Origin of the sequence: Achromobacter pulmonis (genome assembly GCF_002885955.2) — a bacterium.
Classification (GTDB): Bacteria; Pseudomonadota; Gammaproteobacteria; order Burkholderiales; family Burkholderiaceae_B; genus Achromobacter; species Achromobacter pulmonis_A.
Window position 1 is genome coordinate 896,411 of the sequence record NZ_POQS01000002.1, and the last position, 15,855, is coordinate 912,265.

The 15,855-nt window shown below is 69.4% G+C and carries 18 protein-coding genes; 11 read left to right on the plus strand and 7 right to left on the minus strand.

Annotated features, from left to right (window positions below; translation table 11 throughout):
- Window positions 1-5 precede the first annotated feature (5 nt).
- Together C1I89_RS10365 and C1I89_RS10370 are read right to left on the minus strand one after the other, a co-directional pair.
- Window positions 6-1,487 (minus strand): efflux RND transporter periplasmic adaptor subunit, encoded by a 1,482-nt coding sequence (locus C1I89_RS10365; RefSeq protein WP_258231381.1) that lies wholly within the window; start codon window positions 1,485-1,487, stop codon window positions 6-8.
- Window positions 1,488-1,503: 16 nt separating this feature from the next.
- Entirely contained in the window at window positions 1,504-2,760 is a 1,257-nt protein-coding gene (locus tag C1I89_RS10370) for a TolC family protein (protein WP_102772646.1), read from the minus strand.
- 248 nt (window positions 2,761-3,008) lie between these two features.
- Between C1I89_RS10370 and C1I89_RS10375 the strand changes: the two genes are divergently transcribed.
- From C1I89_RS10375 to C1I89_RS10395, 5 genes are all read left to right on the plus strand, one after another.
- A complete protein-coding gene (locus tag C1I89_RS10375) occupies window positions 3,009-3,350 on the plus strand; it encodes a DUF4148 domain-containing protein (RefSeq protein ID WP_102772647.1) in 342 nt (113 codons plus the stop codon).
- Between the two features lie 142 nt (window positions 3,351-3,492).
- Window positions 3,493-4,182 (plus strand): heavy metal response regulator transcription factor, encoded by a 690-nt coding sequence (locus C1I89_RS10380; protein ID WP_102772648.1) that lies wholly within the window; start codon window positions 3,493-3,495, stop codon window positions 4,180-4,182.
- On the plus strand, window positions 4,182-5,549 hold the full coding sequence (locus tag C1I89_RS10385; RefSeq protein ID WP_102772649.1) for a heavy metal sensor histidine kinase: 1,368 nt from the start codon (window positions 4,182-4,184) through the stop codon (window positions 5,547-5,549). The genes C1I89_RS10380 and C1I89_RS10385 overlap by 1 nt, the downstream gene beginning before the upstream one ends.
- An 82-nt stretch (window positions 5,550-5,631) precedes the next feature.
- On the plus strand, window positions 5,632-6,354 hold the full coding sequence (locus C1I89_RS10390; RefSeq protein ID WP_102772650.1) for a 2OG-Fe(II) oxygenase: 723 nt from the start codon (window positions 5,632-5,634) through the stop codon (window positions 6,352-6,354).
- Window positions 6,341-7,111, plus strand: a complete 771-nt coding sequence (locus tag C1I89_RS10395) for a 2OG-Fe(II) oxygenase (protein WP_102772651.1) — start codon at window positions 6,341-6,343, stop codon at window positions 7,109-7,111. The genes C1I89_RS10390 and C1I89_RS10395 overlap by 14 nt, the downstream gene beginning before the upstream one ends.
- 15 nt (window positions 7,112-7,126) lie before the next feature.
- Here C1I89_RS10395 and C1I89_RS10400 read toward each other — a convergent pair whose 3' ends face one another.
- The gene (locus tag C1I89_RS10400) at window positions 7,127-8,632 is read right to left on the minus strand and encodes a tripartite tricarboxylate transporter permease (protein WP_102772652.1); all 1,506 of its coding nucleotides are present in this window, start codon (window positions 8,630-8,632) and stop codon (window positions 7,127-7,129) included.
- Between the two features lie 164 nt (window positions 8,633-8,796).
- Here C1I89_RS10400 and C1I89_RS10405 point away from each other — a divergent pair, with 164 nt between their 5' ends.
- From C1I89_RS10405 to C1I89_RS10425, 5 genes are all read left to right on the plus strand, one after another.
- Window positions 8,797-9,117 (plus strand): BON domain-containing protein, encoded by a 321-nt coding sequence (locus C1I89_RS10405; RefSeq protein WP_102772653.1) that lies wholly within the window; start codon window positions 8,797-8,799, stop codon window positions 9,115-9,117.
- Between the two features lie 55 nt (window positions 9,118-9,172).
- Entirely contained in the window at window positions 9,173-9,448 is a 276-nt protein-coding gene (locus C1I89_RS10410; protein ID WP_102772654.1) for a hypothetical protein, read from the plus strand.
- Window positions 9,449-9,458: 10 nt separating this feature from the next.
- On the plus strand, window positions 9,459-9,968 hold the full coding sequence (locus C1I89_RS10415; RefSeq protein ID WP_102772655.1) for a CinA family protein: 510 nt from the start codon (window positions 9,459-9,461) through the stop codon (window positions 9,966-9,968).
- 89 nt (window positions 9,969-10,057) lie between these two features.
- Entirely contained in the window at window positions 10,058-10,618 is a 561-nt protein-coding gene (locus C1I89_RS10420) for a DUF4142 domain-containing protein (protein ID WP_102772656.1), read from the plus strand.
- Between the two features lie 117 nt (window positions 10,619-10,735).
- A complete protein-coding gene (locus C1I89_RS10425; RefSeq protein WP_308810270.1) occupies window positions 10,736-10,942 on the plus strand; it encodes a DNA-3-methyladenine glycosylase in 207 nt (68 codons plus the stop codon).
- 7 nt (window positions 10,943-10,949) lie between these two features.
- Here C1I89_RS10425 and C1I89_RS10430 read toward each other — a convergent pair whose 3' ends face one another.
- On the minus strand, window positions 10,950-11,147 hold the full coding sequence (locus C1I89_RS10430) for a hypothetical protein (protein ID WP_102772658.1): 198 nt from the start codon (window positions 11,145-11,147) through the stop codon (window positions 10,950-10,952).
- Window positions 11,148-11,251: 104 nt separating this feature from the next.
- On the opposite strand from C1I89_RS10430, the gene C1I89_RS10435 reads away from it, so the two are divergent.
- The gene (locus C1I89_RS10435) at window positions 11,252-12,337 is read left to right on the plus strand and encodes a mechanosensitive ion channel family protein (protein ID WP_102772659.1); all 1,086 of its coding nucleotides are present in this window, start codon (window positions 11,252-11,254) and stop codon (window positions 12,335-12,337) included.
- Here the strand turns inward: C1I89_RS10435 and C1I89_RS10440 are convergent.
- From C1I89_RS10440 to C1I89_RS10450, 3 genes are all read right to left on the minus strand, one after another.
- On the minus strand, window positions 12,328-12,726 hold the full coding sequence (locus C1I89_RS10440; protein ID WP_102772660.1) for a PRC-barrel domain-containing protein: 399 nt from the start codon (window positions 12,724-12,726) through the stop codon (window positions 12,328-12,330). The genes C1I89_RS10435 and C1I89_RS10440 overlap by 10 nt on opposite strands.
- Before the next feature lie 37 nt (window positions 12,727-12,763).
- Window positions 12,764-13,093: a four-helix bundle copper-binding protein gene (locus tag C1I89_RS10445; protein WP_102772661.1), complete on the minus strand. Its 330-nt coding sequence runs from the start codon at window positions 13,091-13,093 to the stop codon at window positions 12,764-12,766.
- A 105-nt stretch (window positions 13,094-13,198) separates the two neighbouring features.
- Window positions 13,199-15,712 (minus strand): cbb3-type cytochrome c oxidase subunit I, encoded by a 2,514-nt coding sequence (locus C1I89_RS10450; RefSeq protein WP_102772662.1) that lies wholly within the window; start codon window positions 15,710-15,712, stop codon window positions 13,199-13,201.
- Between the last annotated feature and the right edge of the window lie 143 nt (window positions 15,713-15,855).

A 15,855-nucleotide genomic window follows, 5' to 3' on the forward strand; every position in this document is an offset into this window, starting at 1 on the left:
CCGCCTCAGTGCGCGTGCTCGGCGCTGGCCTTGCCCAGCTCCGACTTGAGGACGAAGGTGTTCCTGGCGGCGTAGCGCGCGCCCGGCGCAAGGCCCGACAGCACCTCGACGCGCTTGTCGGAAGCCTTGCCCAGCGCCACGGGCTGGACCAGGAAGCCGCCCGGCACTTCGACGAACACGACCGGATCGTTGTCTACCGTCTGCACCGCGTCGACGTCCACCGTGACGGCGGCGTCCGCGGTCCTGGTCACCACGTCGACGGACACGAACAGCCCCGGCCGCCAGGCCATGTCGGGGTTTTCCAGCGTGACCCGCGCCGTGGCGGTGCGGGTCTGCTGTCCCAGCAGCGAGCCGATGTACGACACCGTGCCGGCCGCCTTGCCGTCGAAGGCGGCCGACGATACCGTGGCCGCTTCTCCCACGCGCACGTCGTGCAGGTCCTTGGGCGCGATCACGAATTCGGCCCACACGGTGCGCAGGTCCGACAAGGTGAAGATATTGGCGTTCTCCGGCAGGGCCTCGCCCAGCGCGATGTGCTTTTCCACCACCACGCCGTCGAACGGCGCACGGATCTCCAGGCTGCCCAGGTCCTTCGAGCGCGTCGCCGCGCCCACCGTGCGCAGCTTCTGCTCGGCGTTCTGCACCGCGATCTCGGCCTCCTGCAGCGCGGTGCGCGCGGCCTGGTAGTCCTGCTCGGCGGACACCTTCTCCTGCCACAGGCGCTGCTCGCGCCTGTGGGTCTGCGCGGCCAGGTCGCGGCGCTTGACCGCCGCCAGCCATTCGCTGCGCAGCTCCGACAGGGCCGTGCTGGACAGCACCGCCAGCAGCTGGCCCTTGGCGACCTGCTCGCCCAGGTCGGCCGACACGCTTTGCACCACGCCGGCCATGCGCGGCACGACGTGGGCGGTGCGGTCCGCGTTGAACTTGATCTCGCCCGGGAACTGCACCGACGAGGCCAGGGCCGCCGGCTCGGCGACCGCCGTCCCGATGCCGGCGATCGCGATCTGCTCGGCCGACAGCGGGATTTTTCCTTCTTCCTTGTCGAGCACCGCGCGCACCGCGCCGCCGCCCGCCCAGGACACCGTGGCTTCGATTTCAAAGAAATGCGGCTCCCCGATAGGCTGCTCGCTCACCAGCGCGTCCGCCTCCCGGGTGAAGCTCAGCCGCTCGGGCGCGGCGTACGGACGGCGCAGTTCCGCCGTGACGGCGAGGTCGGCCGCGGCAACCGGATTGTCCTTCTGGTAGCCGCGCAGCTTCAGGCGCGCGCGCCCGCCCCGTTCCTCCAGCAGTAGCTCGACGCTGCGCTCGCCGTCGCGGGTCAGCTCGCCGCCCTGCGGCCCGGCTTCGGCCTTTTCGTGTCCGTGGCCGGCCTCGCCGTCTTCCGCCGCGGCCTGCGCCAGCGGGGCCAGCAGCAGGGCCGCATACAGGCTAGCCGCCGCCGCCGCGGCCCGCATCGGGAAGATTCGTTTGTTTTTCTGCTGTGCCATCTCTTTAGTACTCGTTTCAACGTCCCAGAATGCGGTCGATGTCCGCGGAGGCCTGATATACGGAGGCCAGCACCGTCAGGTAGGCGATGTTTCCGTCCGACAAGGTCCGCTGCGCGTCCAGCACCTCCAGAAAGCCGAACTTGCCCGCCTCGAATCCTTTGCGCGCGGCGTCATACGCCTGCGCCGCGCCCGGCAGCACCGCCGAGCGGTAATCGCGCGCGGCGCCGACCGCCAGGTCGAAGCGCGTCACGGCCTGCAGCAGTTCGGCGGTCAGCGAGGCCTGCAGCTCGCGGTACAGGTCCTGCGCCTTGTACGACTGCATGGTGGCGGCGTAGACGTTGCCCTGGTTGCGGTCGAACAGCGGCAGCGGAATGGAGACGCCCAGCTGGGCCTTGTTGCGGCCGGCCTCGTTGTCGCGCGCCACGCCCGCGCTCAGCGTGATGTCGGGATAGCGCTTGCTTTTTTCGACTTCGAGCTGGGCGCGGCCCAGGTCCACGGCCAGCTTGCCGCCGGCCAGCTTGGGCGAGGCCGCGAGCGCGGCGCGCAATTCGTCCAGCGACGCGCGCTCGGGCAGCGTGTCCAGGTTCCCGCCCACACTGGCGAATGCCGGTTCGGCTTCGCCCCACAGCAGGGCCAGCTTGCGACGCGCGCCCAGCAGGGCGGCCTGCGCCTCGCGCGCTTCGATCCGCGCGCTGGCCAGCGCCACCTGCGCCTTGGAGCCCTCCAGCGGCGGCGCCTTGCCCGCCGCCACGCGCCTTTCGGCCAGGCGCAGCGCGTCGCTGGCGATGTCCACGCTGCCGCGCGTGACGCGTACGGACTCCTGCGCCACCGCCACGTCGAAGAAGGCCGCGATCACCGCGGCCCGCAGGCTTGCGCGCGAGTCCGCCAGGTCCTGCTCCGCGATATCCCGGGACAGGCCGGCCGCCTTGATCCGGGCGGCGCGCTTGCCGCCGGTCTCGACCGGCAGGTTGAGCATGGCGGTGGTGGTGCGCGTGGCCTTTTGCGTGTCGTCCACGCTCACGTCGATGGACGGGTTGGGCAGCACGCCGGCCTGGGTCAGCAGGCCGCTGCTGGCGGCGGCCTCGTTGCGGGCCGCGGACAGGCCGGGATTGCGCTCCAGCGCATAGGCCAGGGCGCGCTCCAGCGTCAGCGCGGCGCCTTCGTCGGCCGCGGTTGCAGCAATGGCGTTTCGGGCGCCGCCCGTTTCCTGCCCCGACGCCGGGGCGGTGATCATCAGCGCCGCCAACGTCAGCGGCAATACGGATAAGCGCATGGATTCAAGGAAGAGAGCTTTCGGAACGAGGAAATTACGATCCGGCAATGTATCCAAGCGTCCTCGTCAATCGACCGACAGAAAAATGACATTTCTGTCAGCTTCGCGCGCCTTACGAAAACGTAATCAGGGCGTCTGCCAATTGACAGGCTGGACTCCGTAGAGTGTCACCGTCGATTAACAAATCGCGTGTATAGGCCGGCCGGGCAGAACCCGGGCAGGCCACCGCCTCAACCAAGGAGCTACTCATGAGAATCCACGCCCTGTCCGCCATCGCCGCCCTGGGTGCGGCGCTTGCCCTGCCGCTGGCCGCCAACGCGTCCGGCGTCTGGCATCAGACCGATACCGAAATCGGCTACGCCATCGCCCCCGAGCACGCCGCGGGCGACAAGACCCGCGCGCAGGTGCAGAGCGAACTGGCCGCGGCCAAGGCCGACAAGGCGCAGTGGTATCTGGCCAACCTGAACGCCGCCAAGCCGGGCTGGGCCAGGCAAGGCACCTCCCGCACCCGCGAGGACGCATTGGCCGAACTGCGCGCCGTCACGCCGGCCGAGCGCGCGCGCCTGGCCGAGATCTACACCCCCGGCTGATCCCCGGGGACGGGCGGCATGGCCGCCCGCTTTTTTCCGGCCGCCGCGCCCGATGCGGGCGCGGCGCGCTTTTCAGTGTCGACAGGCCCTAGAATAAGGGCAGAGCATTCGGGGACTTCCACGCACCTTTTTTCCAGCCGATATGAAAGTACTCGTAATCGAAGACGAAAAAAAACTCGCCGAGTACCTGCGGCGCGCGCTGAGCGAACATAACTATGTGGTCGACGTGGCCCAGGACGGGGTCACCGGGCTGCACCTGGTCCGCGAAGGCCAATACGACCTGGTGTTGCTGGACGTGATGCTGCCGGCGATGGACGGCTTCACCGTGCTCGCCGAGATCCGCAAGACCTGCCGCGTGCCGGTCCTGATGCTGACCGCCCGCGACAAGCTCGAAGACCGCGTCAAGGGCCTGCGCGACGGCGCCGACGACTACCTGGCCAAGCCCTTCGCCCTGTCGGAACTGCTGGCCCGCGTGCTGGCCCTGGGCCGGCGCAGCGGCCACGCTCAGGCCGAGACCGTCGGCCAGAACGTGCTGCGCATCGAGGGCCTGGAGCTGGATCTGCTACGCCGGCGCGCCACGCGCGACGGCGTGCGGCTGGACCTGACCGCAAAAGAGTTCACGCTGCTGGCGCTGCTGATGCGCAAGCAGGGCGAAGTCCTGTCGCGCCTGGAACTGGCCGAGCAGGTGTGGGACATCAATTTCAACAGCAACACCAACGTGGTCGAAGTCGCGATCCGGCGGCTGCGCGGCAAGGTCGACGAACCCTTCGACAAGAAGCTGCTCCATACCGTGCGCGGCATGGGGTACGTGCTGGAACCGCGGAGCGATTGATGCCCGGGTGGCGTCCCAAGTCGCTGCGCCGCTGGCTGTCGCGCTGGCTGGCGGTCCAGACCTTCGTCGCGCTCGGGCTGGTATGCGCGGCGGTCTACTACGCGACCAACGTCAATCTGATCAACCGGCAGGACGCGCTGCTCCAGCAGAAGGTGGCGGTCGTGCGCCATCTGGTCGAGGAAAACGCCGCCAGCCAGGACACCACCCGCCTGCGGCACAAGCTGAGCGACTTCTTCTACGGCCGGCCGGACTTTTCCCTGGTGCTGGAGATCGAAGGCGAAAAGGTCTACTACGGCAGTCCGGTAGCCGGCAACGGCGACGGCACGCACGAGCGCCGCATCGCGTTCTCGCTGCCCCACCCGGGCGCGCCCGGCGACGCCCTGAACGCGGAGCTGGTGCTGGACATCAGTTCCGACCTGCGCCTGCGCCACGCCCTGGCCTGGACGCTGTTCGCCTGCGCGCTGGCCGGCGCGATCGTGGTGGCGGCGGTGGGCACGCTGCTGGTGCGCAAGGGCCTGGCGCCGCTGGACGAACTGGCGCGGCAGGCCGCGCAACTGTCGCCCGACCGCATCGGCGAGCGCCTGGACGAAAGCGGGCAGCCCCGCGAGATCCAGCCGCTGGTGCGCCAGTTCAACGCCGTGCTGCAGCGCCTGGAGCGCGCCTACGTGCAGATGGAAGGCTTCAACGCGGACGTCGCCCACGAGATGCGCACGCCGCTGGCGACGCTGATCGGCGAGACCGAGCTGGCGCTCAGCACCCGGCCTTCCGTGCAGGCCCTGCGCGAGACGCTGGGGTCCAACCTCGAAGAACTGCAGCGCATCGCCAGCATCGTCAACGACATGCTGTTCCTGTCGCAGGCCGACCGCGGCGCGCAGGCGCGGGGCGCGTGGCAGCGCAGCCTGGCCGAGATCGTGCGCGAAGTGACCCAGTACCACGAAGCCGAGGCGCTGGACGCCGGCGTCGAGCTGTCCGTCACGGGCGACGCCTCGGCCCTGGTCGACCGCAAGCTGTTCCAGCGGGCGGTGTCCAACCTGGTGTCCAACGCGGTGCGCTACGCCGACCGCGGCAGCGTCATCGAAGTCGAGATCTCGCGCGGCGCGCCCGCCGACGGCGCTCCCGGCGAAGTGCTGATCGCCGTGCGCAACACCGGCGAGCCCATCGCGCAGGAACATCTGCCGCGGCTGTTCTACCGCTTCTACCGCAGCGACTCGGCGCGCGAGTTCGACGCCAACCATCATGGCCTGGGCCTGGCCATCGTCGCGGCCATCGCCCGCATGCACGGCGGACGCAGCTACGCCAGCTCGTCGCAGCGGCTCACCACCATAGGCTTCAGCATCGTGATGGCGCCGCCCGCCGGCGCCGCGTAGCCGCCCATGGCAAGATCCGGAGTCCCAGGCGCGCGCGCCGGATCTACACTGGCCGCATGTATCCGACATCCCGCGACAGACCATGACCGGCAGCCTGGAAGCCCTCCACGGCGCGCTTGCGCAACAGGATTGGCAGGCCGCCACCTGCTCGCTCGACCGCCACGGCAACGCGGTGCTGCCGCGGCTGCTGGACCCGGAACAATGCCGGGCGCTGGCGGCGCTGTATCCGCGCGCCGACGGCTACCGGTCGCGCGTCGTCATGGCCCGCCACGGCTTCGGCCGCGGCGAATACAAATACTTTTCCTATCCGCTGCCGCCGCTGGTCGAGGCCTTGCGCCATGCGCTTTATGCGCGGCTGGCGCCCGTCGCCAACCGCTGGAACCGCGAGCTGGGCATCGGCGTGCAGTATCCGCCCACGCTCGATGAATTCCTGGCGCGCTGCCACGACGCCGGCCAGCGCCTGCCCACGCCGCTGATCCTGCAGTACCGCGCCGGCGACTACAACTGCCTGCACCAGGACCTGTATGGCGAACACGTGTTTCCGCTGCAGGCCGCCATCCTGCTGTCCGAGCCGGGCGCAGACTTCAACGGCGGCGAATTCGTGATGACGGAAACCTGCGCCGGCCGCCAGGTGGCGCAGGTGGTGCCGCTGCGCCAGGGCGACGCGCTGGTGTTCACGGTCAACCAGCGGCCCGTGCCCGGCCGGCGCGGCGGCGCCCGCCGCGCCGCCATGCGCCACGGCGTCAGCCAGCTGCTGGACGGACGCCGGCATACGCTGGGAGTGATCTTCCATGACGCGCGCTGACGCCGTGCAGGCCGAACTGCCGCTGCATGCGGCGGACGGCCCCGCCCCGCGGATCGAACTGGCCGGCGCAGCGCCGGCCATCGACGCGCTGGACTGGGACGCCATCGCCGCGCAGCTCGACGCGCAAGGCTATGCCCTGCTGCCGGGATGGCTGGCGGCCCCGCAGGCGCGCGCACTGCGCGCGGCGACGGCCGGCCTGCGGCGCACGGACTTGGCCCGCGAGGACCTGGGCCTGGGCGAACGCTACGTATTCGCGGCGGAGCCGCCGGCGCCGCTGGCGGCGTGGCGCGAGGCGCTGTACCGCCACCTGGTCCCCATCGCCAACCGCTGGAACGCGCGCATGGATTGCGCGCAGCGCTACCCGGACGAGCTGGCGCAATTCCTGCATCGCGGGCGGCGGGCGGGGCAGAGCCGCGCGCAGTCCTGCCTGAACCTGCTGCGCACGGACGGCTACATGGCGCTGCAGCGGCACGACGCCGGCGCGCACGTGTTTCCGCTGCAATGCATCGCGCTGCTGTCCGAACCGGACGAGGAATTCACCGGCGGCGAGTTCGTGATGACGGAGCAGCGCCCGCGCATGCAGACGCGGCCCATGGTGCTGCCGCTGCGCCTGGGCGACGCGGCGCTGATCGCCACGGCGCAGCGGCCGGTCAGCGGCGCGCGCGGCGACTACCGGGTCAGCCTCAAGCACGCCATCAGCCGCGTTCGCAGCGGCGAGCGCGCCGGGCTGGAACTGTTGTTCCACGACGCGCCCTGACCCGCCGCCGGCGCGTCAATCCTCTTCGACGAAGGCCTCTTGGCGCTTCTTGCGGATGTTGGGCAGCGCCACCAGCACCACCAGCACCACCGCCGCTCCCAGCAGCGAGGCCGAAAGCGGCCGTTCCACGAAGGTCAGGAAATCCCCGCGCGACAGCAGCAGCGCGCGGCGGAAGTTCTCTTCCATCATGGGCCCCAGCACCAGGCCCAGCAGCAGCGGCGCGCCTTCGCACTTCAGCTTGCTCCAGACATAGCCCACCACGCCGAAGACCGCCGTCATGTAGAGATCGAAGGTGTTGTAGTTCAGCGAATACACGCCGATGGTGCAGAACACCAGGATGGCCGGAAACAGAATGCGGTAAGGCACTTTCAGCAGCTTGACCCACAGCCCCACCAGCGGCAGGTTCAGCACCACCAGCATCAGGTTGCCGATCCACATCGAGGCGATCAGCCCCCAGAACAGGTCCGGATGGCTGGTCATGACCTGCGGACCGGGCTGGATGTTGTGGATGGTCATGGCCCCGACCATCAGCGCCATGACCGCATTGCCGGGAATGCCCAGCGTCAGCAGCGGAATGAAGGACGTCTGGGCGCCCGCGTTATTGGCCGACTCCGGTCCCGCCAGGCCGGCCGGATGGCCCTTGCCGAAGCGTTCCGGCTCGCGCGAGAGCTTTTTCTCCAGCGTGTAGGACGCGAAGGCCGACAGCACCGAGCCGCCGCCCGGCAGGATGCCCAGCATCGAGCCGACCGCCGTGCCGCGCACGATGGCCGGCGCGGCTTCGCGCATTTCCTGCTTGTTCGGATACAGCGAGCCGACCTTGTCGGTGATCTCGACGCGCTTGTCCTTGAGCTCCAGGTTGTTCATGATTTCGGCGAAACCGAACACCCCCATGGCGACGATGGCGAAGTTGATGCCGTCCTGCAGTTCCGGGATGCCGAAATCGTAGCGGGCGACGCCGGAGTTCACGTCCGTGCCCACCAGGCCCAGCAGCAGGCCCAGCAGGATCATGCAGATCGCCTTGATCAGCGCGCCGGAGGCCAGCACCACGGCGCCGACCAGGCCCAGGCACATCAGCGAGAAGTACTCGGCCGGGCCGAACTTGAACGCGACCTCGGCCAGCGGCGGCGCGAACGCCGCGATCAGCATGGTGGCCACGGTGCCGGCGAAGAAGGAGCCGACGGCGGCCAGCGACAGCGCCGCCCCGCCACGCCCGTTGCGCGCCATCTGGTGGCCGTCCAGCACGGTGACCACGGCCGATGTCTCGCCTGGCAGGTTGACCAGGATGGCGGTGGTGGACCCGCCATACTGCGTGCCGTAGTAGATGCCGGCCAGCATGATCAGGCCGGCGACCGGCGGCAGCACGTAAGTGATCGGCAGCAGCATGGCGATCGTGGGCACCGGCCCCAGCCCGGGCAGCACGCCCACCAGCGTGCCCAGCACGCAGCCCAGCAGCGCATACAGCAGGTTCTCCGGCGTGAACGCCACGGAGAACCCCTGCATGAGGTGTTCTAGCAATTCCATCCCCGCTCCTTCATTCGCTTAAATCAAGCTGAAAAGATCGTAATACGATATCAAAACCAGAGGAATCCGGGTTTTTCCCAGGCGGCGCCCGGCTGCGGGTATGCGAGTTGCTCGCCAGGCGGGCGACGGCAATACGGCCGTCCCTGCACTAAGGAGCGTCACTCATGGTCAGACCATCCCTACTCCAAGGCCTGGGCGCGGCAATGCTGGCCCTGGCGCTGGGCGGCTGCGCGGCCCAGGACGGGCAGCGCAGTACCGGCCAGTACACCGACGACGTCGCCACCACCGCGCGCGTGCGCGAGGCGCTGGTGAAAACGCCCAACCTGAGGTCGAACACCATCCAGGTGGAAACCTACCGCGGCGTGGTCCAGCTCAGCGGCTTCGCCGACAACGAAGACAGCGCGGCCTCCGCCGTGGGCGCGGCGCGCGGCGTGGCGGGCGTGAAGGAGATCCGCAACAACATCCAGATACGCAATCCCCAATAGCGCGGCACGGCGCTTGCTGCCTGCGCGATGGACCCAGCCTATCCGGAGACCCGCCATGCCCCGAACGCCCGCCCCCTCCCTGCCAGACCCCGAGATCGAAGAATCCGGCCGGCCCGACCTGGGGCCCAGCGATTCGTCGGACTCGGCCAGCGACCTGCCGCGCGAGCTGGTCCATACCGACAGCGACGCGCAAGGCACGGGCGATCGCGAAAGCGCCAATCCGCGCGACCGCGGCCATGAAGGCGCGGACATCGAGACCGACCACGTCACCGACGCGGAGCGCGCCGGCGTGTCGCGCCGCCCGCCCGATCCGGTGCGCAACGGCGGCTAGCGCGGCCGCCATGGATACGATCGAACGCGTCGCCGTCTTCATGCGCGAGCACGCGCTGACGCTGGTTACCGCCGAGTCGTGCACCGCCGGGCTGATCGCGGCCACGCTGGCCGACGTGCCCGGGGCCGGCTCGCTGCTCGATTGCGCGTTCGTGGTCTATACGCCCGAGGCCAAGATGCGCTGCCTGGGCGTATCGGCGCGCACGCTGGCGCGGCACAACCTGACCAGCGAGGCGGTGGCCAGGGAAATGGCGCTGGGCGCCGCGCAGCGCAGCCCGGCGCGGGTGGCCATCTCGAACACCGGCGTCACCGACGGCATAGATGGCGAGATCCCCGCCGGCACGCAGTGCTTCGCGTGGGTATTCAAGGCTGGCGGGGCCGATGCGGCGCCGGCCGTGCGCACCGAAACCCGGCGCTTCGACGGCAGCCGCAACGCCATCCGCGAGGCCAGCGCCCGCTACGCCCTGGTCCGGCTGGCCGAGCACTACGCCGAACTGGTTGGAGCCGCCCCGCCGCGCTGAAGCGCGGACGCCTCCAGGCACAGCGATTGCTGGCCTTTCGGCGGCACTCCTGTCCCAACGGCGCACTGCGCCCTCATATGGAGGTTCACATGAAAACCCGCCACCTGACAGCCACCCTTCTCGCCTCGCTGACGCTGGCCGCGGCCCACGCGGCGCAGGCGCAGACCGCGCCCACGGCCCCGCCGACGGCGCCGGAAGCCAGGCTGGACAGCGCCGACCGCGATTTCCTGGAAAACGCGGCCCAGGCCGGCAACCTGGAAATCGCCGGCAGCAAGCTTGCCCTCGAAAAAGCCCAGGACCCGGACGTCAAGGCGTTCGCCCAGAAGATGATCGACGAGCATGGCAAGGCCGGCCAGGAACTGGCCACGCTGGCCAAGAGCAAGGGCTACGACGCCCCGACCGATCCCTCGCTGGTGCAGCAGGCCAAGCTCAAGGCGCTGGGCCTGCGCGACGACAGCTTCGACAAGGCTTACGTCGATGAAATCGGCGTCTCCGCGCACCAGGACGCGGTCAAGGAGTTCGAGGAGGCCTCCAACGAGGCGAAGGACCCGGACGTCAAGCAGTTCGCCACGCAGACCCTGCCGGTCCTCCAGCAGCACCTCGAAGCCGCGCAAGCCCTGCAGCAGCGCTTCAACGCCGCCAAGAAGTAAGCGCCGGTCCGGCCGGACCGCTTCCATGGGGAAGCGCCGGCGCGCGGACAGCGGGCGTGAATGACAACGGGCTAGCCGCGGGACACGTATATGGATCGTGAGGAACTACTGGCACAGATGATCGCCACCCCAGCGGCCGATCGGAGCTTTCATGAATGGCCCGAGGTGCTGGCCAATTACGCCCAGTGCCTGGCGCAGCTCGCCCCCAGGCTGCGGCCCGAGGAGCTGGACAGCCTGGTGCAGGCCGGCGCGGACTTCTATCGCACGCTGGCCCGCGCCGAACAATACCGGCGCACCTCCGTATGGGATGAACCGCCCGGCTGACCGCGGCCTAGAACCTGCGGCGGTAGGCCTGCTGCACATATTGCCTCAGCTCCGCCTCGGTCGAGGACGCTTCAGCCGCCTGCTCCTCCGGGACCAGCAGGCGGCGGGCGGCTTTGAGCGTGCGCTGCGCCCTGCGTTCGCCCTCGCTCAGGTCGACGGCGTCGGCGGCGGGCGGGGCCGTCGCATTGTGCTCGAGTGGGTTCATGGCCATGCTCCGAACGGCGGGAATGCCGCTTTCGTGCGCAACAGCAAGCCGCATGCCCGCCCGCGCCCCGCCCCGGCGGCACGGCGCTTGCTGCGCCGACGGGCATGTACGCAGACTGGCTTTCCGGCATCCCGGCATTTTCCGATCATCCGCTGTTGCGCTGGGCCTTCGCTCTCACGCTGGGCGCGGCGCTGTTCTTCGCGATCGGCGCGGCGCTGCGCCTGCTGCGCGCCCGCCTGCAGCGGCCCGCCGCCAGGCCGCTGATGCGCGCCGTGGCCCAGGTTCTGCAGCGCACCAGCCATTTCGTGCTGCTGGTGATGGCGATACTGATCAGCGCCGAAATCGCCGCCGCGCCCATGCCCTGGAGCGGCCGCAACGCCCAGCACCTGTGGTTCGTGGTGCTGGCCCTGCAGCTCGCGCTGTGGCTGGACCGGGCGGTGGACGTGGGGCTGGAGCAGGCGCTGGCCTCGCGCGGACAGGTCAATACCGTCACGGCCACGCTGTTCCGCTTTCTGCTGCGCACGCTGGTGTGGATCGTCGCCCTGCTGGCCATGCTGGACAACCTCGGGGTCAACATCACGGCGCTGGTGGCCAGCCTGGGCATAGGCGGCGTGGCGGTCGCACTGGCCGTGCAGACCATACTGAGCGACCTGTTCGCGTCGATTTCGATCGGGCTGGACAAGCCCTTCGAGGCGGGCGACTTCATCGTGTTCGGCCAGGTCGCCGGCAGCATCGAGCACGTCGGCCTGAAGACCACCCGCATCCGCAGCCTGGGCGGCGAGCAGATCGTCTGCTCCAACACCGAGCTGCTCAAGCAGACGATCCAGAATTACAAACGCATGCAGCAACGGCGCATCGTCTTTACCGTGCGCGTCACCTACCAGACGGACGTGGAGCGCGCGGCCGCGGTGCCCGGCCTGATACGCGCGCAGATCGAGCGCCAGCCGGACACCCGCTTCGACCGCGCGCACCTGGCGCGCTTCGGCGACAACGCGCTGGAGTACGAAGCCGTCTATTACGTGATGACGGCCGACTACAACCGCTACATGGATATCCAGCAGGAGATCAACCTGGGCATCATGCGCGAGCTGGAGGCCGCGGACATCGCGCTGGCGCTGCCCGAGCGCCTGGTACACATAACGAGGCAGGGCGGCCCCGCCGCCCCGCCGCAACCGCCTGCCTACCAATAGGGGTCCTGCTTGTAGTACTGGTGCAGGTCGCGCGCCCAGCTTTCGTCGGCCATCCTGGGCCAGTTGTCCTTGTCGAAACCCGGCGCGTTCTTCAGCACTTCCTTGTCGACATTGAGGATGAAGCACTTGCGGTCCGTATCCAGCGTCAAGGCGGACCATGGAATGGCGTACAGCTTGTCGCCCATGCCCAGCACCCCGCCGCGCGACAGCACCGCGTAGGCGACGCGGCCGCGCGGCACGTCGATCATGATGTCCTTGATCGAGCCCAGCTCTTCGCCGGCGGCGTTGTACACGTCATTGCCTTCCAGCGTGTCGGCCGCCATGATTTCCGGCCCGGGTCCGGTGGCCGATTGCTTGGGACCGCCGACGATATTGGTTTGTTGCTCCATTGCCTTTCTCCTATGCGGGGCCTATCCCCAGGTTGCACTACGTCATCTTTTCGCAGGCCTGCGCGCACTGGCGGCAGGCCTGCTCGCATTCGTCCATGCCGTCCAGGCCGGCGCAGCTCTCGGCGCAGGCCTTGCACAGCTGCGCGCAGGCCGCGCAGACGCGGCCGTGCTGCTCGACGCCGATCAGCATGGTGTGGGCGGCCGCGCGGCAGATTTCCGCGCAGGCCATCATCAGCCGGAAGTGATCCGGCTCGACATGGGCGCCGCCGGCCTCCAGGCAGTGCTGCGAGGCCGTCTGCAGACAACTTCGATAGCACTCCAGGCAGCGGCTGATGCACTGCTCCATGTCTACATCGGTACTGGTCATTACGTCCTCCTTGCGATGCGATCGGGTTGCGGACTGCCCCATCCAGCAAACCGCGTGCCCGCGTGCGCGACCGTCGTCGCGAGGTTGCGCAACGCCGCCTGGACGCTAGCCTCCCAGCCGGGGAAAGGCATGCACCAGCGCCAGGGCCAGCAAACCCTGGGCCACGGTGTACAGCCACATGATGGCCGTGTTGTCCAGGCAGGCGGGCCGTTCGGCGCTCAGCCGGCCGGCCCGCGCGCGCGCCAGCGTAAACGCGCCCATCGCCAGCGAAACGATCGCGAACGCCGCCTGCAGGCCGGCCACCGCGTAGACCGACGCGGCGTAGGCCGAGGCCTGCGGCCGCTGGCCGGCGCCCCAATGCGCGTACAGGTCCAGCCCGGCCGAGGCCGCCAGCAGGAGGCCGGCCAGCGGCAGGCTCCAGCCCAGTTGCGCCAGCCTTCCCTTGCGCAGTCCGCGCCGGGCCAGCGCCACGAATGCGCCGGAGCCCGCCAGCAGCATGGCCGCCAGCCATGCCGAAGCGGCCTCGGGCGGCCTGCCTGCCGGCCCCCACGCTTCGCGGTCGGCCGCCCACAGGAACAGGTAGGCGAAGACCAGTGAAGCGAAGATGCTGGCGCTGACCATGACCAGCATGACCATGGCCCACCAGGAATGCGAGGCGCTGCCGGGGCAGCCCAGCGGCAGCCGCAGGCCGGCGCCCACGTCCACCTCCAGCGGCGCGCCGGTGTCGGCGTCCCACAGCCAGCGCCATAGCGCGGCCACGGCCAGCACGCCGAAGGCCGTGGCCAGCAGCGACAGCTTGAATGTCAGCAACAGGAAGAAACCGGCCGTGCCCAGCGCGGCCAGCAGCGGCGACCAGGCTGGCCCGGGCAGCGCCAGCACATAGTCGGGCCGCGCGTCCAGCGCGGTGGTCACCAGGGTCGAGCGCAGGCCGGCCGGCGCGTTGGGCAGGAAGTGGTGGCCGGCTTCGACCTCGCGCGCCAGGCCGGGCTGGTCCCACAAGGGTTCGCGGCTGCTGACCAGCGGCACGCTGCGCATGCCGTAGGCCGCGCTGGGCAGCCATTCCAGCGTGCCCGCGCCCCATACGTTGCCGGCGGCCGCCCCCAGCGAGGGCCGGCAGTTGCGCGCCACGTCGACCAGGAACACCAGCACGCCGGCGGCGATCAGGTAGGCGCCCACGGTCGAGGCCAGGTTCAGCAACTCCCATCCCTGACTCTGGGCATAGGTGTAGACGCGCCGCGGCATGCCCGCCAGGCCGGTGAAGTGCATGGGGAAAAACGCCAGGTTGAAGCCGACGAACATGAGCCAGAAGGCCCAGCGCCCCAGGCGTTCCGACAACGGCCGGACGCTGACGAAAGGCATCCAGTAATAGAACGCCGCGAACAGCGGGAACACCATGCCGCCGAACAGCACGTAGTGCAGATGGGCGACGACGAAATAGGTGTCGTGCACCTGCAGGTCGAACGGGATCACGGCCACCATCACTCCGGTCAGCCCGCCCAGCACGAAGGTGAAGAAAAAGCCCAGGATGAACAGCATGGGCGTCCTGAGCGGGCGCAGGTGCACCGCGGCGGCTATGGTGGCGATCCAGGCGAACACCTGTATGGCGGTCGGCACCGACACCGCCATGCTGGCCGCCGACGCGACGTCGAGCAGCAGCTCGGGAATGCCGGTGGCGTACATATGGTGCACCCACAGCCCGAAGCTGAGGAATCCCGTGCCCAGCACGGCCGCCACCACCAGCGGATAGCCCACCAGCCGCGCGCCGGTCATGGCGGGCACGATCATCGACACCATGCCGGAAGCCGGCAGGAAAATGATGTAGACCTCGGGATGGCCGAAGAACCAGAACAGGTGCTGCCACAGCAACGGCTCGCCGCCGCGCTGCGCGATGAAGAACGGCAGGTCGAACGCGCGCTCCAGCTCCAGCAGCGCGGTGGCCACGATCACGGCCGGGAACGCGACGATCACCATGCCGCAGAACACCAGCATCACCCAGGCGTACACCGGCATCTTGTCCAGCGTCATGCCGGGCGCGCGGGTGCGCAGAATGCCCACCGCCAGCTCGATGGCGCCGGCGATCGCCGAGATCTCGATGAAGCCTATGCCCAGCAGCCACAGGTCGGCGTTGAGCGCCGGCGAATACGCCGTGCTGGTCAAGGGCGGATACATGAACCAGCCGCCGTCCGGGGCCAGCCCCACGAATATGCTGCAAAAGAACACCAGGCCGCCGATGGCGTAGGCCCAGTACGCGTAGGCCGACAGGCGCGGGAACGGCAGGTCGCGCGCGCCCAGCATGTTGGGCAGCAGCAGCACCGCCACGGCCTCGACCGCCGGCACCGCGAACAGAAACATCATCACGGTGCCGTGCATGGTGAACAGCTGGTTGTAGAGCGCGTGTCCGATCAGCGCGTTATCCGGCACGGCGAGCTGGGTGCGCATCAGCAAGGCCAGCACGCCGGCCAGCAGGAAGAACAGCAGCGCCGTGGCGATATACAACAGGCCGATGGAAGTGTTGTTCACCACCGTCAGCGCGCGCCAGCCGGTCGGACGCCGCCAGGCGCGCTCCAGCCCCTGCAGTTCGCCGTCCGGGCGCGGCAGCGGATTGGGCGGCGGCCTCATTTCAGGCCGTCCAGGTAGCCGGCCACGGCGCGCAGTTCCGGCCCGCTCAAATGGTCGAAGGCCGGCATGCGGTTGCCGGGCTTGATGTGCTGGCCGCCGGCGATCCAGCCCGCCAGCGCGCCCACGTTGTTGGACAGCGCGCC